Source organism: Streptomyces sp. NPDC054794 (assembly GCF_053611585.1).
Window position 1 is genome coordinate 1 of record NZ_JBSHAQ010000082.1, and the last position, 18,881, is coordinate 18,881.

Sequence of the window (18,881 nt, forward strand, 5' to 3'; positions counted from 1 at the left end):
ACGGGCCGCGCCTTTCCGGCGCCACAGCATGCCGGTGACCGTGACGCCACGCGCAGCAGGGACTGCACAGCGCGTCACCGTCACCGGCATCATGCTGACGCGGCCAAGGCCGCCCCGTGGTCCGACACCGACGCTGGAAGCACCTCTCATACGCTCCGGCCCGGGCTGCTGCCCACGGGCCTCTTCCGAGCGCTCGCCGGCGTGTTCGCCACCGCGACGTTCGGCTTCGTCAGTAGCGAAATCTTGCCGGTCACCTCTACGTGGGTCCGCTCCGCGACGCGATGTTCACCCTGCTGTCGATCACCGCGCTTTCCCGGTGCTCGTGCACGAGGCGGATCGCCATGGCATCCTCACCGAGCGCCGAGGCCACCCGTTTGACCGAGCCGCTCCTGACGTCGCCCGCGGCGAAGACCCCGGGAAGGGTGGTCTCCAGCACGGGCGGACCGCGCTGGTTCGACATGCGCTGGCCGCCCTTGACCGCCCTCGGTCATGGCCGCCATGAGCGCATGCTCGCGACCTGGGGCTGAGCCGCCGGGGCGAGTGCGCCACCGGGAGGCGAACCACCGCGTTCGCCGAAGCGCGCCGACAGGGGGCAGGCGAAGGCCCCGACTGTCTCATACCGGGATTTCTCCGAGCGCTCGTGTGAGCGGGGCCCGGTGACGGCGCCTGTCGAGCGGCTCGCGGCGCGATCAGGTAATCAGGAACGGTGAACAAGGACGCGACCGACCCCTTCGTGCATGTCCGGGGCGCCGGCGAGAACAACCTGCGGAACATCGATGTCGACGTTCCACGGGACGCGATGGTCGCCTTCACCGGCGTCTCCGGTTCGGGCAAGTCCTCGCTCGCGTTCGGCACGCTCTACGCGGAGGCCCAGCGGCGCTACTTCGAGTCCGTGGCACCGTACGCCCGAAGGCTGTTGCAACAGGTCGGCGCACCGCACGTGCAGGAAATCACCGGACTGCCACCGGCCGTGGCCCTGCAGCAGCGACGCGGGTCGCCCAGCTCGCGCTCGACGGTCGGCACCCTCACCACGCTGTCCAATCTGCTGCGCATGCTGTACTCCCGCGCCGGCACCTATCCGCCCGGGGCCGCACGGCTGGAAGCCGAGTCGTTCTCACCCAACACCGCGGCCGGCGCCTGCCCGGAGTGCCACGGACTGGGCGTCGTGCACGACGTCGCCGAGGACCTGCTCGTCCCGGACCCCTCGCTGAGCATCCGCGAGGGGGCGATCGCCGCCTGGCCGGGCGCCTGGCAGGGCGCCAACCTGCGCAGTGTCGTGAGCGGCCTGGGGATCGACATCGACCGACCGTGGCGCAGGCTCAGGAAGCAGGACCGGGACTGGCTGCTGTACACGGACGAGCAGCCCTCCGTGTACATCGAGCCGGAGGAGGACCGCGTCGACTACGGCTACCAGGGCAAGTTCTGGAGCGCCCGCAAGCACGTCATGCACGTCCTCGCCGACTCCAAGAGCGAGAAGATGCGCGAACGGGCGCTCCGGTTCGGGAGGAGTGTGCCCTGCCCCAAGTGTCACGGCAGCGGACTGCGGCCCGAGGCGCTCGCCGTGACCTTCGCCGGACGTTCCATCGCCGAGATCAACGCGATGCCCCTCACCGAGGTCGTGGCGCTGCTGCGGCCCGTCGCGGGGCGGTCCGAGGCCGACGCCACCACGTCGACCGCCCGATCCGGGGAGACGACCGAGGTCGCGGTCCGGATCTGCGGCGATCTGGTCGCGCGGGTCGACGTACTGCTCGACCTGGGCCTCGGATATCTCAGCCTCGGGCGCCGCTCGACGACCCTGTCGCCCGGCGAGGCGCAGCGCCTGCGGATCGCCACCCAGCTGCGCTCGGGGCTGTTCGGCGTCGTCTACGTCCTGGACGAGCCCTCCGCGGGCCTGCACCCGGCTGACGCGGAACCGCTGCTGGACGTGCTGGACCGCCTCAAGGCGGCGGGCAACTCGCTGTTCGTTGTGGAGCACGACATGGACGTCGTACGGCGGGCGGACTGGGTGGTCGACATCGGCCCCGGTGCGGGCGAGGGCGGCGGACGCGTGCTGTACAGCGGCCCGGTCGCCGGTCTCGAGCGGGTCCGGGAGTCGGCTACGAGCCAGTACCTGTTCGGGCGCGCCCAGCCGCTCGACCACCGCCCGCGCACACCCCACGGCTGGCTGCACCTGCGCGGTGTCTCCCGCCACAATCTGAACGACGTGTCCGTCGACGTACCGCTCTGCGTACTGACGGCGGTGACGGGCGTGTCCGGTTCCGGAAAGTCGACGCTGGTGACGCAGGTGCTCGCCGAGGTCGTCCGCGGCCACCTCGGACTCCTGCCCGAGGAACCCGACGAGGCGCAGCTGGAGGTCGACGTCCAGGACGCGTCGGGGGTCGAGTCGTTCGACCGGCTGGTCCGGGTCGACCAACGGCCCATCGGCCGAACTCCCCGGTCCAACCTGGCCACGTACACCGGGATGTTCGACGCGGTGCGCAAGCTGTACGCGGCGACGGACGAAGCCAGGGCGCGCGGCTACTCGGCCGGGCGGTTCTCCTTCAACGTGCCCGAAGGCCGGTGCGAGACCTGCCAGGGCGAAGGATTCGTCGCGGTGGAACTGCTGTTCCTGCCCGGCACCTACGCGCCGTGCCCGACCTGTGAAGGCGCCCGGTACAACGAAGAAACCCTGGAAGTCACCTACCGCGGCAAGAACATCGCGGAAGTACTGGCGCTGTCCGTCGACGCCGCCGCCAAGTTCCTGTCCGCCGTCCCGGCCGCCTCCCGCAGTCTGGAGACGTTGCGCGAGGTGGGGCTGGGGTACCTGCGGCTGGGCCAGCCCGCGACGGAACTCAGTGGCGGTGAGGCGCAACGCATCAAACTGGCCACCGAACTGCAGCGAGCCCGCCGCGGGCACGCGCTCTACCTGCTCGACGAGCCGACGGCGGGGCTGCACCCCTCGGACATCGCGCTGCTGCTGCGACAGTTGCACCGGCTCGTCGACGCCGGCAACACGGTCGTCCTCGTCGAGCACGACCTGGCCACGATCGCCACCGCCGACTGGGTCATCGACCTCGGTCCGGGCGGCGGCGACGCGGGCGGGCGGGTGGTCGCGGTGGGCCCGCCGGCCAAGGTGGCGAGGGCCCGCCGCAGCGCCACCGCGCCCTATCTCGCGGCCCGGCTCGCGCGCTCCTGACGACGGCGCGAGGGGCTGAGCACCGGTCAGCCGGGTTCGGGGCGCAGGGTCGCGCGCGTCGCCGTGCCGCGTTCCAGCTTGTGGCGGATATCGCTCGCGAGGCCCCGTCTGGGCCCCTTCCGCCGGGTCAGCCGGGCATGGGGTGGTGCGCCCGGGCGAACTGTTCCACGACGGCGGCGCAGAAGGCGGGCAGGTCGGCCGGGCTGCGGCTGGTGACCAGCTGCCCGTCGACGACCACCTCCTGGTCGACGACCTCCGCTCCGGCGTTTCGCAGGTCGGTGCGGATGCTGGGCCAGGACGTCAGGCGGCGGCCGCGCACGGTGTCGGCTTCCGCCAGGGTCCACGGGCCGTGGCAGATCGATGCGACCGGTTTCCCGCTGGCCATGAAGTCCTTGACGAACTGCACCGCGTCGCGGTCCATGCGCAGCTGGTCGGGGTTCATGGTGCCGCCGGGCAGGAGCAGTGCGTGGTACTCGTCGACGGAGGCGTCGGCGACCAGGCGGTCCACGGGGAAGGTTCCGGCCGCGTTGAGGTCGAACTGGCGGGCCTGGATCTCGCCGGGGTGGAGCGAGACGATCTCGGTCTTCGCCCCTGCGCCCTGCAGCGCACCGCGCGGCTGGTCGAGTTCCACGCGCTCGACGCCGTCGGTGGCCAGAATCCCCACCCGCATCCCCTGGAGTTCCTGTGTCATGGTACCGCTCCGTTCACGAGTTGCTGGTTGCAGGAGGCGAGCGGTTGGGACACCCGGCAGGGCCTGTCCGCATCCCTTTTTCCGGACCGGCGACTGCAACGCCCGGCCGAAGGCGTCCCGAGCGCATGTCTGCGCGCGGTCGGTGAAAGCTGCCGTCCGAGTGAGGACGACCTGCGTCCAGCCGTCGTCGCGGGCGTCGAAGGGCTGGCAGCTTTCATGACTTGCCCTCGGGTCAGAGCATCACGGGACGAGACGGACGGACCCGCGAAACGGCCTTCCGGGTCAGGGGCCGTCACGTGGAGGCAAGGGGTGTGAATTTCCTGGCCAGGCGAACAGCCGCACTGAAACCGCGATACGCGAATCCCGGAGCACCTGCGGCGCGCCCCGAGTCTTGGTGAAGGTTCCCGGTCTCCACCTTCCGCCCCGTCCGGCATGTCGGTTCAGTCCGCCTACATGCACCGGGGCGCGACTGCTACAGCAGCTGGTCGAACACCGCGGTCACGCCCTCCCAGTGACTGGTCTGCGGGTTCTTGACATCCGGGTACATGATTTTGAACGTCTCGGCAAGGGCGACGCTGAGACCGCCGATGATCTCGGGGTAGCGCTCTTCGGCCTCCTGGGTGGGTGTCCTGTCGAGGGTAGGGTGCGCGGCGAGCTGTTCCAGGATCGGCTTCAGCTCGACCTCCTCGTCGAGCCGCCGGAACCGGTGGATGCTCTCCTGGAGGCCCTTGGTGATCGGTAGGTCCCACGGTTCGACGGTATCCCTGCCGTTGGCCTTGGCCGACGCCTGGCCGACGACCAGGAGGTCGTAGAGCTTGGCGTCGACGAACTCGCCGTACCGCTTCAGGTCGTTCTTGTCCACGTCGAGGCTTGCGGCGGCGCGAAAGAACCTCTCAAACTTCGACACACCCATCACGGTCATGCCTCTCGCCTCCTCACCGGGAACGGACGGCGTCGTTCCCTCCCGCCCGCGCCTCCATGGGCTGTTACCCGGTCGAGATTCGCAGAGCCCCCTGCTGAGCGCCTCCGCATCCCAGGCCGAAAAAGGCCACCCCCTCTTCCCCTGGCAGAGCAGCATGAAGTGCGCGGGCACCCCTTGGCCGGCCGTACGGCCGTGCGGCGGCGCGCCATCCTGTCAACGCCCTCAGAGCACCTCCAGGGGCGTGGGCCCCTTGGGCGGCGGGAACGCCTCGTCGAGGGCGTCGAGCGCCTCGGTAGGAAGGTGGAGGTCCACCGCGCCGCGGTTCTCCCGAACGTGGTCGGGTGATCCGGAACGCGGAATCGCGGCCACCCCCTGTTCCAGCACCCAGGCGAGTGCCACCTGGGCCGGCGTGGCTCCGAGGGCCCGGGCCACGGCACCCAAAGCGTCGCCCTTCAGTAGCCGCCCCTGCTCGATCGGGGAGTAGGCCATGACCGTCATCCCGGCCTCGCGGCACCAGGGGAGCAGATCCCACTCGATGCCGCGCCGGGAGAGGTTGTACAGCACCTGGTCGACGGCCGCGGCGTCGCCATGGGGGAGGGTGGTCAGTTCGGCCATGTCGGCGACGTCCAGATTGCTCACGCCCCAGTAACGGATCTTCTCCGCCTCCATCAGGTCGGTGAATCCCGCAAGGGTCTCCTCGAGTGGCCACCGTCCCCGCCAGTGCAGCAGGTAGAGGTCCAGCCGTTCCGTACGGAGCCGCCGCAGACTGCCCTCGCAGGCGGCGACGGTGCCTTTCCGGTCGGCGTGGCCGGGCAGCACCTTGCTGACGAGGAAGACCTCCTCCCGGCGTCCCCGGAGGGCCTCCCCGACGAGTTCCTCGGCTGCGCCGTCGCCGTACATCTCCGCCGTGTCGACGACTGTCATGCCCACGTCCACGCCCAGCCGCAGCGCGGCGATCTCCTGTTCACGCCGGGCCGGGTCCTCGCCCAGGTACCAGGTGCCCTGCCCGAGCGCCGCGATCTCCTCACCGGAGGGGAGCGCGATCGTTCTGGCCGATTCCGCAGACATCTCGGGCCTCCCGTCCGCCGCGGATCCGCGTCACGCGCACCCGCACCGGGTGCCCAGGTCCGCGCCTCCCAGACAACCAGCTACGTCAGCTGGAGCACTTCATCGCGGTCGCCGAGGAGCTGAGTTTCACGCGTGCCGCCCGTCGGCTGCACGTGGTGCGGTCAGGGGTGTCCGCCGCGATCCGCTCACTGGAGCGCGAGCTCGGCCGCGCGCTGTTCGAGCGCACGTCGCGGCAGGTCCGGCTCACCGGGGCGGGCGCCGCGTTGCTGCCGGAGGCTCGGGCCACCCTGAACGCCGCCCAGGCCGCCCAGGACGCCGTGCGCTCCGCACAGGACAGGCTGCGCGGCACGGTGGACGTGGGCGCCATGGCCTCGGTCGAGGTGGTGGACCTGCCTGCGCTCCTCGGGCAGCTGCACGCGCGGCATCCGGCGATCGACGTCCGGCTGCGGCTGGCGACGGCCGACTCGGCGGGACTGGCGCACGCGCTGCTCAGCGGGGACCTCGACGTGGCCTTCCTGCCGCTGCCCGAACGCAAGCCCGCCGGGATCGACGCACGGGAGCTGGCCACCGTGCCGCTCGTCCTGGTGGTGAGCGCCGCCCATCCGCCGCTGCGGCCTCGCTGGATCAATCCGAGGAAGGGCCACCCACCCACTGCAGTGCTGTAGCGGGGCAGCCTGCCCAACTGCTACTGACACCGCTCGCGCAAAAGTTCCAGTGAGGCCTCAGCCCGGTCCGCCCAGCACGATCTTCCACACTCGGGTCGCCACCTGGAGGTTCAGCCGGTCCTCGACGTTCGCGAGGTCGTGGCCGCTGATGTCGCGGATGCGCTGGAGCCGATAGCGCAGCGTGCTGCGGTGGATCGCGAGGGAGTCGGCGGTCTCGTCGTAGTTGCCACCGCAGTCGAAGTACCGGGACAGGGTCTCCACCATGGCCGCGTGGTGCCGGGAGTCGTAGTCGATGAGCTGCCCGAGCCACTCGTGGACGAACGTCTCCAGTTCCCGGTATTCGCTGCCGGGTCCCAGGATGCGGTAGAAGCCGAGCTCGTCGAAGAACGTCGCGCCATAGCACTCGCGTGAGTGGCGGCGCACGTCCAGGGCGCGCTGCGCCTCCTGGTAGTGGTGGGGGATGTCGGCCACGGCGTCGCAAGGGGCGCTCACCCCGATCGTCCCGGACCGTGTTCCGGTCTCCCGGGCGAGCGCTTCGTACAACGCGCGGGCGTGCGGCCTGTCGCCAGTGATGAGGACGACGTGGTCGGAGCCGCGGGTCAGCAGCGAGCGCATGCCCACCGCAACGGCCGCCCGACTCACGGTCTGCGCGAAGGAATCGTCGGCGGTCCGGTTCGACCACTGCACCACGACGACGTAGTGGCTGCCGTGCAGGTCGTGTCCGACTGCCTCGGACCGGGCGTAGGCGCTCGGCTCGTCCGTCCCTGCCAGGAGGTCGTCGGCCAGCTCGCGGTGCAGCCTCAGCTCCACTTCGGCCAGATTGCGCAGGTGCGTCAGCTCCAGGGCGAGCGACGCGGCGGCGTGTCCAAGCGCGAGTACGGTGTGCTCGTCGGCCTCGTCCCGGGCATCGACCAGCGCCAGCACGCCCAGGATCTCGCCGTGCGGGCGGATCAGGGTGATCAGCCGGTCCCTTATCCGCACCGGCCCGGCCTCTTTGGCGACGGCGTGCAGCATTTCGTTCTGGCGCACGGGGTCCGGTTCGGGATAGGGGACGGGGCGGTCGGGACCGGTCCAGGACCTCAGCCGACCGAAGCGGTCCTCGAGCAGCGCGGGAAGTCCGGTGAGCCTGTGCAGTGCGCGGGTGACAGCTTCCTCGCCGCATCCGAGGCAGCGACGCCGGCCATGAGAGCGTGAACGGCTCGCTCGTAGCCCAGCTCGGCCACCACAGAGATCAGCTGCCGCTGGAGGGCTGTGCGTTCCTCCCGCAGCCGGTGCAGCTCCAGCGCGTCCTCGCGTTGGCGGCGGTGCGCGAAGGCCACTGACATTGCAGCAGCGGTGTGCCGGACGAGCATGGAGAGCAGGGATCGCTCGGCCTCGGTGGGCCGGGAGCGGGACGTGAGCACGAGGTAACCGTGGAGTACCCCGGGTCCGCGTAGCCCCAGGGCTCGGCCCCAGGGCCTGCCGGCTACGGTCACGCTGCCGTCCTGCCCGGCCAGGTGCCGCACCCTTCGGCCCACGGTCAAGGCATGCGTCTGCCCGTTCCTCGGGCTGGGGACCAGGTCGCCGCCCACCTTGAGGTATCCGGCCTCGGCGCTGTATGGCCCCGCGGCGGCTATGTGGTCCATGGTCAGGCGCAGGATCGCGCCTTCGTCCGGAGCGTCGAACTGGGCGCGGGAGAGCGCGGCCAGTTCGAGGAGGGCATGGTCGGCTGGGGTGCGAGCGGGCAGGCGGGACCCTCTGTGCGCGGCCGTGGGGGGACGCCCGGCGCTGCCCCGGGGGAGGCTGCCCTTCCGGTCGGAGTAGCGGTGGTGCAGGCCGTACGCCCGACTGCCGACCATGGGATCACTCCGTCCTTCGGAGGTGAGCAGCTTTCGTGTACCCGGTCCCGGGCCGGCTACCCCGAGATGTGTCCCGGGCCGGCTACCCGAGATGTGTCCCGGGCCGGCTACCCGAGATGTGTGGGTTCTTTCTCTCGTACTCGTGGGGCGACCGGACCCGTGCGTTCCTGACTCGCCAGGTGCAGGCGTGGAGCCACCCGGTTCGCCACCCTGGGGAGTGCTCGAGACTTTCCGTGCGCACCGGTGGGCAACCGGCGGAGTCCCACCTCTGCCTGAACGAACGTGATCCGGAGAGTCGACGCAGGCGCTGCACCGGGAGGAGTTCCTCATGGCCAAGGCAGTGGGCATCGACCTGGGCACCACCAACTCGGTGATCGCCGTGTGGGAGGGCGGCGAGCCGTCCGTCGTGCCCAACAGCGAGGGCAACCGCACGACACCGTCCGTGGTGGCCTTCACCGACACCGGGGAACGTCTGGTGGGCCAGTTGGCCCGGCGCCAGGCGATCCTCAACCCGAAGGGCACCATCTACTCGGCCAAGCGGTTCATCGGCCGGCACTTCGACGAGATCTCCGAGGAGGCCAGGGCGGTGGCGTACGACGTCGTCGAGGGCGACGGCGGAGCGGCCCGCTTCAAGGTGCGCGACAAGCTGTACGCGCCTGAGGAGATCAGCGCACAGGTGCTGCGCAAACTCGCCGACGACGCGTCCAAGCAGCTGGGGGAGCGGGTCACGGAGGCGGTCATCACGGTGCCCGCCTACTTCAACGACGCTCAGCGCACCGCCACCAAGGACGCCGGACGGATCGCCGGGCTGGAGGTGCTGCGCATCATCAACGAGCCGACGGCGGCCGCCCTCGCGTACGGCATGGACAAGAAGGAGCACGAGACCGTCCTCGTCTTCGACCTGGGCGGCGGCACCTTCGACGTGAGCATCCTCGATGTCGGCGACGGCGTGGTGGAGGTGCGCTCCACCGCCGGTGACAGCCACCTGGGCGGCGACGACTTCGACCGGCGTCTGGTGGACTACCTCGCGGACGACTTCCAGAAGGAGAACGGCATCGACCTGCGCAAGGACCCGCAGGCGCTGCAACGACTGTTCGAGGCGGCGGAGAAGGCCAAGACCGAGCTCAGTTCTGTGACGCAGACGCAGGTCAGCCTGCCGTTCATCACCGCCGACGCCTCGGGCCCCAAGCACCTCACCGACTCGATCATGCGGTCCACTTTCGAGCAGATCACCGGCGACCTGGTGGAGCGTTGCCTGGGACCGGTGCAGCAGGCGATGGCCGACGCGAAGGTCGGCGAGAGCGACATCGACGAGGTCATCCTCGTCGGCGGTTCCACCCGCATCCCCGCCGTCCAGACTCTGGTACGCCGGCTGACCGGCGGCAAGGAACCCAACATGAGCGTCAACCCCGACGAGGTCGTGGCCCTGGGCGCCGCGATCCAGGCCGGGGTGCTCAAGGGCGAGGTCAAGGACGTCCTGCTGCTCGACGTCACCCCGCTGTCGCTGGGAGTGGAGACGCGCGGCGGAGTGATGACGAAGATCATCGAGCGGAACACCACCATCCCCGTGCGCCGCAGCGAGACCTTCTCCACCGCCGAGGACAACCAGCCGGCCGTCGACATCGTCGTCCTCCAGGGCGAGCGCGAGCTGGCCGCCGACAACCGGGTGCTGGGCCGGTTCCAGCTCACCGACATCCGGCCGGCGCCGCGGGGCGAACCACAGATCGAGGTCACCTTCGACATCGACGCCAACGGCATCCTCAACGTCAAGGCCCGCGACCGGGACACCGGCAAGGAACAGGGCATCACCATCAGCGAGAGCTCCAACCTGGACCGCAGTGAGGTCGAACGCATGGTCCAGGAGGCCGAGCACAACCGGGGCCAGGACCAGGCACTCCGCGAGGCCGTCGACGCACGCAACGAACTCGACGCCGTCGCGTACCAGGTCGAGAAGCACCTCGCAGAACTGGGCGACGCAGCGCCCGCGCACGAGAAGGCACGCGCCGAGATGCTCGTGTCCGACGCCCGGGCGGCGGTCAAGGAGGAGGCGGGCGTGGAGCGGGTGCGGCCTCTGACCTCCGAACTCCAGCAGGTGCTCGCCGGGCTGGCGGCCCACCAGGGCGCCGCCGCCACGGGCGGCGGACCCGGCCAGGACGCCGCCACCGGCGGTCCCACGAGTGGCGGTGGCGGTGACGATGATGTCATCGACGCCGAGTTCGACAAGGGCTGAGGCGCGCCATGCCCACCCACCCCCAGGAACCCGACCGGGCCGCGTCGGATCCGGGCGTTCGAGTCCCGGAAGGCGCCGGATCTCCTCCTCGCGGGGATCTGCCCCAACCGGGACCGCCCCGGCCCGAAGCGGCGAACGGCGAACCGGGACCCGATGCCGCAGGCCCCGCGCCTGCCGAGGACGAGTACACGACCGCGATCCAGGAACTGGAGGACCGCTGGCGGCGCGCACTCGCCGACCTCGACAACCTTCGCAAGCGTCACGCCAGGGAACTGGAGCGCGAACGGGCGGTCGAGCGGTCCCGCACGGCGGCCGCCTTCCTGCCCGTCCTGGACAACCTCGAACTCGCCCTGACTCACGCCGGCGCCGATCCGGGCGCGATCGTGGAGGGCGTCCGGGCCGTACGCGACCAGGCGGTGAACGTCCTCGAACTGCTCGGCTACCCGCGGCACGCGGAGACCGGCGTCGCCTTCGACCCGGCCCGGCACGAGGTGGTCGGTGTCGTCCAGGACCCCGACGCCCCGCCGGGCACCGTCGTCGAGGTGCTGCGCCCCGGCTACGGGGACGGCGAACGGCAGCTCAGGCCCGCCGCCGTGACGGTCGCGAAGCGGGAGTGACCGGTCATGGCACGGGACTTCTACGAGGTGCTGGGCGTGTCGCGGAGCGCGAGCCAGGACGAGATCCAGCAGGCATATCGCAAACTCGCCCGCAAGTACCACCCCGACGTCAACAAGGACCCCGGGGCGGAGGAACGCTTCAAGAACCTCAACGAGGCATACAGCGTCCTGTCCGATCCCAAGACCCGAGCCCGCTACGACCGCTTCGGCGAGGACTTCCGCAAGATCCCCGAGGACTTCGACGAACGGGTCGCGGCCGGAGCGGGCGGCGGCTTCCGCGGTCGGAGGACCGCAGGCGCGGGCGGCCCTCGCGTCCGGTACACCACCGGCTTCGGCGACGACTTCGGAGCGGAAGGCATCGACATCGAGGACCTTCTCGGCTCCATGTTCGGTGCCGGCGCCGCCCGAGGCGGCGTCCCCGGAGCGGACCAGGAGGCGGAACTGCCGCTCACCGTCGAGGAGGCGTACCGAGGCGGCCGTCGCACCGTCACGCTCGCCGGTCCCACCGGGCAGCCGCGTCGGTACGAGGTCGACGTGCCGCCGGGTGTCACCGACGGGCAGCGCATCCGGCTGGCGGGTGAGGGTGGCCAGGGCAGTGGTGACGCCGCCGCGGGCGACCTGTACCTGCGGGTACGCATCCAGCCCCACCCCCGGTTCCGGCTGGACGGCCGTGACGTGCACGTCCAGGTCCCGGTCGCCCCGTGGGAGGCGGCCCTGGGTGCGACCGTACCGGTGCCCACGCCCGGCGGCGGCACGGCGAAGGTCACGGTGCCCGCGGGCTCGTCCAGCGGCCGGCGGCTGCGGCTGCGCGGCGAGGGCATGCCGAACCCGCGGGGCCCGAACGGTGACCTGTACGCCGAACTCCGCATCATGGTGCCTCCCGCCCTCGGCGACCGGGAGCGCGAACTGTTCGAGGAGCTCGCCGCCACTTCCTCGTTCGACCCCAGGAGGACGCGATGAACGACCGACCCGCGGGAGCGGGAGGCATCGGCCGGGCCGGCGTGGGCGCCCGTCCGGTACGAACGGGCACCGACAACACCGCCTCGACGGCTGTCCGGTACGCGCTCGTGCCCGTCCCCAGGCTCTCCCTGGCCGCCGTGGCCCGTCGCTCGGGCCTCCACCCCGATCTGATCCGCCGGTTCGTCGCCCTCGGCCTGGTCGACGCCGAACGCGACTCCGCGGGGCGACTGGTGTTCGACCCCACGGCCCCGGCGGTTCTCGCCCGTATCCAGCGGCTGCGCACCGGACTCTGCCTCAACTACGCATCCATCGGCCTGGTGCTCGACCTGCTCGACCGCATCAGCCTGCTCGAAGCCGCCCTGCGCGGCCGCGGCACGAGGAGTGAAACACCCCCATGGACATGAACCGTCTCACCCAGAAGTCCCAGGAAGCCCTCCAGGAGGCCCAGAGCGCGGCCGTCGGCATGGGGCAGACCGAGGTCGACGGGGAACACCTGCTGCTCGCACTTCTCGATCAGGAGGACGGTCTGATCCCACGGTTGCTGCAACAGGCCGGCACCGAGCCGCAGGAACTGCGCACGGCCGTGCGCGAGGAACTCTCCCGCCGCCCGAAGGTCACCGGTCCCGGCGCGGCACCCGGCCAGGTCTTCGTCACCCAGCGCCTGTCCCGCCTGCTCGACGCCGCCGAGCGGGAGGCCAAACGCCTCAAGGACGAGTACGTCTCCGTGGAGCACCTCCTGCTCGCCCTGGCCGAGGAGGGCTCGGCGACCGCCGCCGGACGCCTGCTCAAGGAGCACGGCGTGACCCGGGATTCGTTGCTGAGCGCGCTCACCCAGGTCCGCGGCAACCAGCGGGTCACCTCCGCCAACCCCGAAGTGGCCTATGAGGCTCTGGAGAAGTACGGCCGCGACCTGGTCCTCGAGGCTCGGTCCGGGCGGCTGGACCCGGTCATCGGCCGGGACGCGGAGATCCGCCGAGTCACCCAGATACTCAGCCGCAAGACCAAGAACAACCCCGTCCTCATCGGCGACCCCGGCGTCGGCAAGACCGCCATCGTCGAGGGCCTGGCCCAGCGCATCGTTCGCGGCGACGTCCCCGAGGGCCTGCGCGACAAGACGGTGTTCGCTCTCGACATGGGCTCCCTGGTCGCCGGCGCCAAGTACCGCGGCGAGTTCGAGGAACGCCTCAAGGCCGTGCTGTCCGAGGTGAAGGCCGCCCAGGGACGCATCCTGCTCTTCGTCGACGAACTCCACACCGTCGTAGGTGCGGGCGCCGCCGAAGGGGCCATGGACGCGGGCAACATGCTCAAGCCGATGCTCGCCCGCGGCGAACTCCACATGATCGGCGCCACCACCCTCGACGAGTACCGCAAGCACATCGAGAAGGACGCCGCCCTCGAACGCCGTTTCCAGCAGGTGCTGGTCGACGAGCCGAGCGTGGAGGACACCATCTCCATCCTGCGCGGACTGCGCGAACGCCTGGAGGTCTTCCACGGCGTGAAGATCCAGGACACCGCGCTGGTCTCCGCGGCCACCCTCAGCCACCGCTACATCACCGACCGGTTCCTGCCGGACAAGGCCATCGACCTCGTCGACGAGGCGTGCGCCCGGCTGCGTACCGAGATCGACTCGATGCCCGCCGAACTCGACGAGATCACCCGACGCGTCACCCGCCTGGAGATCGAGGAGGCGGCCCTGTCCAAGGAGACCGACGCCGCCAGCAAGACTCGCCTGGAGGAACTGCGCAGGGAACTGGCCGACCTGCGCGGCGAGGCCGACGCCAAACACGCCCAGTGGGAGGCCGAACGGCAGGCCATCCGCCGCGTGCAGGAACTGCGCCAGGAACTGGAGCAGGTCCGCTACGAGGCGGAGGAGGCCGAACGCGCCTACGACCTCAACCGGGCCGCCGAACTGCGCTACGGCCGTCTTCAGGACCTGGAGCGCCGGCTCGCCGCAGAGGAGGAGCAACTGGCCACCAAACAAGGGCAGAACCGGCTGCTGCGGGAGGTCGTCACCGAGGAGGAGATCGCCGAGATCGTCGCCGCCTGGACCGGCATCCCCGTCGCCCGTCTCCAGGAGGGCGAACGCGAGAAGCTGCTGCGCCTCGACGAGATCCTGCGCGAGCGGGTCATCGGCCAGGACGAGGCCGTCAAGCTCGTCGCCGACGCCATCATCCGCGCCCGCTCCGGCATCCGCGACCCGCGCCGCCCCATCGGCTCGTTCATCTTCCTCGGCCCCACCGGCGTCGGGAAGACCGAGCTGGCCAAGACCCTCGCCGCGGCCCTGTTCGACTCCGAGGAGAACATGGTCCGCCTCGACATGAGTGAGTACCAGGAGCGGCACACCGTCAGCCGGCTCATGGGCGCACCACCCGGATACGTCGGCTACGAGGAAGGCGGCCAGCTCACCGAGGCCGTACGCCGCAAGCCGTACTCGGTCGTGCTGTTCGACGAGATCGAGAAGGCGCACACCGATGTCTTCAACACCCTGCTGCAGGTCCTCGACGACGGCCGCATCACCGACTCCCAGGGCCGCACCGTCGACTTCCGCAACACCGTGATCATCATGACGTCGAACATCGGCTCCGAGCACCTCCTCGACGGCGCCACCGCCGAGGGCGAGATCAAGCCGGACGCCCGCGCCCTGGTGATGGGCGAGCTGCGCGGGCACTTCCGCCCGGAGTTCCTCAACCGCGTCGACGACATCGTGCTGTTCAAGCCGCTCGGCGAGCGGCAGATCGAGCGCATCGTGGAGCTGCAGTTCGACGAACTGCGCCGCCGCCTCGCCGAACGCCGCATCACCGTCGAACTCACCGATGCTGCACGCGAGGTGATCGCCCACCAGGGTTACGACCCGGTGTACGGGGCCCGGCCGCTGCGGCGGTACATCTCCCACGAGGTCGAGACGATGGTCGGGCGCGCCCTCCTGCGCGGTGACGTCCAGGACGGCGCGACGGTCCGCGTCGACGCCGAACATGGAGAGCTGGTAGTCACCTACGACCAGCCCGAGGACGTGAAGGGAGCGCGGGCGGCATGAGCACGATGCAGGCGACGACCGTCAGTTGTCCCCACTGCGGGCGCACCAACCGGGTGCCCGTGGCCGCGGAGGGCCGCCCCAAGTGCGGCCACTGCAAGCAGCCCCTACCGTGGATGGTGGACGCGGGCGACGACGACTTCACCGAGGTCGCCGAGCGGGCCGACGTCCCCGTCGTGGTCGACCTGTGGGCCACCTGGTGCGGCCCCTGCCGCATGGTCAGCCCCGCACTGGAGCAGGTCGCCACCGATCTCGCCGGCCGCATCAAACTCGTCAAGGTCGACGTCGACAAGAACCCGCGGCTGTCGCGGCGTTTCGAGGTCCAGGCCGTACCGACACTGCTGATCCTCGACCGGGGCGAGACGGTCGCCCGGCAGGCGGGGGCGGCGCCCGCCCCCGCTCTGCGCCAGTGGGTGGAACAGTCGATCACCGCCCGGAAAGGGTGATCCGGATGACCCTGCACGCAGATCCCCACCTCGCGCTTGTCCGGCCGGTCCAGCCGCTGACCCCAGAAGGGTGTCAGGAGTGTCTGATGGTCGGCTCCCCGTGGGTCCACCTGAGGCTCTGCCTGACCTGCGGGCACGTCGGCTGCTGCGACTCCTCGCCGAACAAGCACGCGCGCAGGCACGCAGCTGCCGACGCTCATCCGATCGTGCAGTCGTTCCAGCCCGGCGAGGAATGGCGCTGGTGCTACGTTCACGAGGCGTTCGTCTGATGTCCGGCCACCAGTCGCTGCCGGGCGAAGAACCGGTGCCGGAGGAAGCGGACGAGGCCGCCTTCTGGGAGACCCCGGACATCTACGGCGCGTACCCGCGCCTCACGGAGGACCAGATAGCACGTCTGGCGGAGCATGGGCAACGCCGGACCATGGCTCCGAACGACGTGCTGATCCGGGAGGGGGAGCGCTGCGAGACGTTCTTCGTCGTCCTCAGCGGTACCGTCGCCGTCGTCGAGGACTACGGCACTCCCGAGGAGCACGTGCTGCGGGTGCACGGCCCAGGTCGCTTCATCGGCGAACTCGGCCTGCTGTACGGACAAGTGGCCTTCTACACCGCTGTCGTCAGGGAGCCGGGCGAGGCCCTGGTCGTCTCCTTGGACCAGTTGCGCCACCTGGTGTCCCAGGACGCCACCATCGGGGACGTCGTGCTGCGCGCCTGTCTGTGCCGTCGCGCGCTGCTCGTCGGACAGGGCGTCGGCTTCCGCATCATCGGCTCGCGCTACTCGCCCGACACCAGACGGCTGCGCGAGTTCGCCGTCCGCAACCGGCTGCCGCACCGCTGGATCGACCTGGAGACCGACGAGGAGGCCGAGGAGCTGCTGCGCCGCTTCGGCGTCGGCCCGGAGGAGACACCACTCGTCATCTGGCGGGACACCACCTTGTTGCGCAACCCCAGCAACGCGGAACTGGCCCGGCTCATCGGCCTGCCGTCACTGCCCGCCGGAAACCGTCACGGCGACATCCTCATCGTAGGCTCCGGACCCGCCGGCCTCGCTGCCGCGGTGTACGCCGCCTCCGAGGGCCTGAGCACCACGGTGGTGGAGGCGATGGCCACCGGCGGCCAGGCCGGCACGTCGTCCCGCATCGAGAATCTGCTCGGCTTCCCATCCGGCATCTCCGGCGCCGAACTCACCGAACGCGCTGTGCTCCAGGCCGGCAAGTTCGGCGCCAGGATCAGCCTTCCGCTGGAGGCGACCGGTCTCCATCCCAAGGACGAGGACCACTACGTGGTGGCGTTCGCCGACGGCAGCGAGATCGCCGCCCGCGCCGTCGTCCTGGCCATGGGTGCCCGCTACCGTCGGCTCCAGGTGCCCGGCATCGAACGCCTGGAGGGAACGAGCGTGCACTACTCGGCGACCGTCTACGAGGCCCAGCAGTGCCGCACCGACCCGGTGGCCGTCGTCGGCGGAGGCAACTCGGCGGGCCAGGCGGTGCTGTTCCTCGCCGGGTACGCGCCGAAGGTGCACCTGCTGGTCCGAGGAGCCGGCCTCGAGGCCAACATGTCCCGTTACCTGGTCGACCAGGTCGAGCGCCATCCGCGGGTGGAGGTCATGCTGCACACCGAGGTCACCGAGGTCATCGGCCAGGAAGTGCTGGAGGAGCTCGACGTGGTCGACAACCGCACGGGCGGGCACCGCCGGCTCGCGGTACGGAGCCTGTTCGTCTTCACCGGCGCCGCCCCTCACACCGAGTGGCTCGCCGGCATGATCGCCCTCGACTCCCGCGGCTTCGTCCTCACCGGGCCGGAGGCCCGGGAAGCCTGTGCCTACCCCGAGGTGTGGCACGGCCGCGGACGCTCGTGCATGACCCTGGAGGCCAGCCTGCCCGGGGTCTTCGCGGTAGGGGACGTCCGTAGCGGCTCGGTGAAGCGGGTGGCCTCCGCCGCCGGTGAGGGCGCGATGGCCATCCACTTCGTGCACCGGCACCTGGGGCACTCGGCCGTACCCGGCACCACGGGCACGTCAGCTGTCGCGGGCCACTCGGACGTCTCCCCACGAATACGTCACAAGGAGTCCGCATGGCTCGCATGACGAATGGCGCCCGTCCGGCGCTGCGTTCGGGGCTCACTCGTCGCCATCTTCCTCGGCCATGGTGGCCGGCTGACGGAGGCTCGCGCGTCGGCGATGCTCTCTGGCTGGCCTATAACCGCGCGGCCTTCCGTAACCCCTGGTTCGCACTGTCAAGACCGTGATCGTCGAGCACGCCACGAAGGCGCTTGTGATCAATGACATCACCCGCCTCAAGCTCCACCGGGAAGCCGATCAGGACGTCCGCGACCTCATCCGCGAGATGATGATCAAGGTGCGGCATGGGCCAGGAGTCGGACCGTGCCGCCCTCGTCGCAGCGGAGGGACATCAGCGCAGGTTGCGAACGTGGCCTGGTGTCACCTACCGATCCTGGTCACAGCTCGCCGTCGGCGGCGTCGTTCAGGCGTACGCGCTGTCGCCGGGGACGGTGAGCCGGAAGCCGATGCCGCGGACGGTGGCGATCCAGGACGGGTCGCCCAACTTGCGGCGCAGCGCCGACACATGCACGTCGAGTGTGCGGGTGGGGCCGAAGTAGTTCGGGTCCCACACCGTGTCGAGGATCTGCTGGCGGGAATGCACGGCGCCGGGATCGCCGGCCAGTTGGGCCAGGAGATCGAACTCCTTCGGAGTGAGGGTGAGCGGGCGGCTGTCGAGGGTGACGCCCCTGGTCCGCCGGTTGATGGTCAGCGGGCCGAGGTGCTGGTCGCCGCGCTCCTCGGGGAGTCGCGCGTGCGGGGAGCCTTGGAGGGGCACTCCGGTGGTGCCGGTGCGCGGTGGGGCGTGCCGTTCGGGGTGGGTGCGGCGGGTGACCGCTCGGATACGGGCCACCAACTCGCGTACGCCGAATGGCTTGGACAGGTAGTCGTCCGCCCCGACCTCCAGGCCGACGACGCGGTCCGCCTCCTCGCTCCGTGCGGTGATCATGATGATGGGGACCGCGGAGCGGGCGCGCAGGGCCCGGCAGACGTCGATGCCGTCCATGTCGGGCAGTCCGAGGTCAAGCAGGACGAGGGCGGCGGGGGAGGCCGACAGGGCCGAGGCCCCGGATTTCACATGGTCGACGGCGAAGCCGTAGCGGTCCAGCCCTTCCATGATGGGGCCGGCGATCCGGTCGTCGTCCTCGACGAGGAGTAGTCGCATGGTCTTCGGTGCGGGTC

At 70.6% G+C, this 18,881-nt stretch carries 15 protein-coding genes and 2 pseudogenes; 10 read left to right on the plus strand and 7 right to left on the minus strand.

Annotated features, from left to right (window positions below; translation table 11 throughout):
- Window positions 1-256: 256 nt before the first annotated feature.
- A pseudogene (locus ACWGKT_RS45045) lies at window positions 257-448 on the minus strand (hypothetical protein); the annotation flags it as partial.
- Window positions 449-706: 258 nt separating this feature from the next.
- On the opposite strand from ACWGKT_RS45045, the gene uvrA reads away from it, so the two are divergent.
- Complete coding sequence (gene uvrA, locus ACWGKT_RS45050) at window positions 707-3,175, plus strand: excinuclease ABC subunit UvrA (RefSeq protein ID WP_453278274.1); 2,469 nt, start codon at window positions 707-709, stop codon at window positions 3,173-3,175.
- A gap of 127 nt (window positions 3,176-3,302) precedes the next feature.
- Here the strand turns inward: uvrA and ACWGKT_RS45055 are convergent, their stop codons facing one another.
- The 3 genes from ACWGKT_RS45055 to ACWGKT_RS45065 all read right to left on the minus strand — a co-directional run bounded on the left by ACWGKT_RS45055 (window position 3,303) and on the right by ACWGKT_RS45065 (window position 5,856).
- Window positions 3,303-3,866, minus strand: coding sequence for a type 1 glutamine amidotransferase domain-containing protein (locus tag ACWGKT_RS45055; RefSeq protein WP_356155494.1), 564 nt, complete (start codon window positions 3,864-3,866; stop codon window positions 3,303-3,305).
- A gap of 472 nt (window positions 3,867-4,338) precedes the next feature.
- Entirely contained in the window at window positions 4,339-4,788 is a 450-nt protein-coding gene (locus ACWGKT_RS45060; RefSeq protein WP_356155496.1) for a DUF1931 family protein, read from the minus strand.
- Between the two features lie 222 nt (window positions 4,789-5,010).
- Window positions 5,011-5,856 (minus strand): aldo/keto reductase, encoded by an 846-nt coding sequence (locus tag ACWGKT_RS45065; RefSeq protein ID WP_453278275.1) that lies wholly within the window; start codon window positions 5,854-5,856, stop codon window positions 5,011-5,013.
- Between the two features lie 89 nt (window positions 5,857-5,945).
- Here ACWGKT_RS45065 and ACWGKT_RS45070 point away from each other — a divergent pair, with 89 nt between their 5' ends.
- Entirely contained in the window at window positions 5,946-6,521 is a 576-nt protein-coding gene (locus ACWGKT_RS45070; protein WP_453278293.1) for a LysR family transcriptional regulator, read from the plus strand.
- A gap of 57 nt (window positions 6,522-6,578) precedes the next feature.
- Here ACWGKT_RS45070 and ACWGKT_RS45075 read toward each other — a convergent pair.
- Window positions 6,579-8,359: pseudogene (locus ACWGKT_RS45075) on the minus strand (PucR family transcriptional regulator).
- Between the two features lie 328 nt (window positions 8,360-8,687).
- Here ACWGKT_RS45075 and dnaK point away from each other — a divergent pair.
- The 8 genes from dnaK to ACWGKT_RS45115 are packed head-to-tail and all read left to right on the plus strand — an operon-like array spanning window position 8,688 to window position 17,726.
- Window positions 8,688-10,589: a molecular chaperone DnaK gene (dnaK, locus tag ACWGKT_RS45080; RefSeq protein ID WP_356155503.1), complete on the plus strand. Its 1,902-nt coding sequence runs from the start codon at window positions 8,688-8,690 to the stop codon at window positions 10,587-10,589.
- Between the two features lie 8 nt (window positions 10,590-10,597).
- Window positions 10,598-11,206, plus strand: a complete 609-nt coding sequence (locus ACWGKT_RS45085) for a nucleotide exchange factor GrpE (protein ID WP_453278276.1) — start codon at window positions 10,598-10,600, stop codon at window positions 11,204-11,206.
- A 6-nt stretch (window positions 11,207-11,212) separates the two neighbouring features.
- The gene (locus ACWGKT_RS45090; protein WP_453278277.1) at window positions 11,213-12,166 is read left to right on the plus strand and encodes a DnaJ C-terminal domain-containing protein; all 954 of its coding nucleotides are present in this window, start codon (window positions 11,213-11,215) and stop codon (window positions 12,164-12,166) included.
- Entirely contained in the window at window positions 12,163-12,570 is a 408-nt protein-coding gene (locus ACWGKT_RS45095; RefSeq protein WP_453278278.1) for a chaperone modulator CbpM, read from the plus strand. The genes ACWGKT_RS45090 and ACWGKT_RS45095 overlap by 4 nt, the downstream gene beginning before the upstream one ends.
- Window positions 12,561-15,200, plus strand: a complete 2,640-nt coding sequence (gene clpB / locus ACWGKT_RS45100) for an ATP-dependent chaperone ClpB (protein ID WP_453278279.1) — start codon at window positions 12,561-12,563, stop codon at window positions 15,198-15,200. Before ACWGKT_RS45095 ends, clpB begins: the two co-directional genes overlap by 10 nt.
- Complete coding sequence (gene trxA / locus ACWGKT_RS45105) at window positions 15,197-15,643, plus strand: thioredoxin (RefSeq protein ID WP_356155518.1); 447 nt, start codon at window positions 15,197-15,199, stop codon at window positions 15,641-15,643. The genes clpB and trxA overlap by 4 nt, the downstream gene beginning before the upstream one ends.
- A 5-nt stretch (window positions 15,644-15,648) precedes the next feature.
- Entirely contained in the window at window positions 15,649-15,912 is a 264-nt protein-coding gene (locus tag ACWGKT_RS45110; RefSeq protein WP_453278280.1) for a UBP-type zinc finger domain-containing protein, read from the plus strand.
- Window positions 15,912-17,726 (plus strand): FAD-dependent oxidoreductase, encoded by a 1,815-nt coding sequence (locus ACWGKT_RS45115; RefSeq protein WP_453278281.1) that lies wholly within the window; start codon window positions 15,912-15,914, stop codon window positions 17,724-17,726. The genes ACWGKT_RS45110 and ACWGKT_RS45115 overlap by 1 nt, the downstream gene beginning before the upstream one ends.
- A 109-nt stretch (window positions 17,727-17,835) precedes the next feature.
- Here the strand turns inward: ACWGKT_RS45115 and ACWGKT_RS45120 are convergent, their stop codons facing one another.
- On the minus strand, window positions 17,836-18,006 hold the full coding sequence (locus ACWGKT_RS45120; RefSeq protein WP_453278282.1) for a hypothetical protein: 171 nt from the start codon (window positions 18,004-18,006) through the stop codon (window positions 17,836-17,838).
- A 117-nt stretch (window positions 18,007-18,123) separates the two neighbouring features.
- Window positions 18,124-18,864 carry a response regulator transcription factor gene (locus ACWGKT_RS45125; RefSeq protein WP_453278294.1) on the minus strand — a complete coding sequence of 247 codons (741 nt, stop codon included), beginning with the start codon at window positions 18,862-18,864 and terminating at the stop codon, window positions 18,124-18,126.
- Window positions 18,865-18,881: the final 17 nt, after the last annotated feature.

What these genes read in the sequence shown, in the direction of transcription:
- ACWGKT_RS45055 (WP_356155494.1), bottom strand. Translation starts at nt 3,866, where the DNA reads ATGACACAGGAACTCCAGGGGATGCGGGTGGGGATTCTGGCCACCGAC.
- ACWGKT_RS45060 (WP_356155496.1), bottom strand. Translation starts at nt 4,788, where the DNA reads ATGACCGTGATGGGTGTGTCGAAGTTTGAGAGGTTCTTTCGCGCCGCC.
- ACWGKT_RS45065 (WP_453278275.1), bottom strand. Translation starts at nt 5,856, where the DNA reads ATGTCTGCGGAATCGGCCAGAACGATCGCGCTCCCCTCCGGTGAGGAG.
- dnaK (WP_356155503.1), top strand. Translation starts at nt 8,688, where the DNA reads ATGGCCAAGGCAGTGGGCATCGACCTGGGCACCACCAACTCGGTGATC.
- ACWGKT_RS45085 (WP_453278276.1), top strand. Translation starts at nt 10,598, where the DNA reads ATGCCCACCCACCCCCAGGAACCCGACCGGGCCGCGTCGGATCCGGGC.
- ACWGKT_RS45090 (WP_453278277.1), top strand. Translation starts at nt 11,213, where the DNA reads ATGGCACGGGACTTCTACGAGGTGCTGGGCGTGTCGCGGAGCGCGAGC.
- ACWGKT_RS45095 (WP_453278278.1), top strand. Translation starts at nt 12,163, where the DNA reads ATGAACGACCGACCCGCGGGAGCGGGAGGCATCGGCCGGGCCGGCGTG.
- clpB (WP_453278279.1), top strand. Translation starts at nt 12,561, where the DNA reads ATGGACATGAACCGTCTCACCCAGAAGTCCCAGGAAGCCCTCCAGGAG.
- trxA (WP_356155518.1), top strand. Translation starts at nt 15,197, where the DNA reads ATGAGCACGATGCAGGCGACGACCGTCAGTTGTCCCCACTGCGGGCGC.
- ACWGKT_RS45110 (WP_453278280.1), top strand. Translation starts at nt 15,649, where the DNA reads ATGACCCTGCACGCAGATCCCCACCTCGCGCTTGTCCGGCCGGTCCAG.
- ACWGKT_RS45115 (WP_453278281.1), top strand. Translation starts at nt 15,912, where the DNA reads ATGTCCGGCCACCAGTCGCTGCCGGGCGAAGAACCGGTGCCGGAGGAA.
- ACWGKT_RS45120 (WP_453278282.1), bottom strand. Translation starts at nt 18,006, where the DNA reads ATGCCGCACCTTGATCATCATCTCGCGGATGAGGTCGCGGACGTCCTG.
- ACWGKT_RS45125 (WP_453278294.1), bottom strand. Translation starts at nt 18,864, where the DNA reads ATGCGACTACTCCTCGTCGAGGACGACGACCGGATCGCCGGCCCCATC.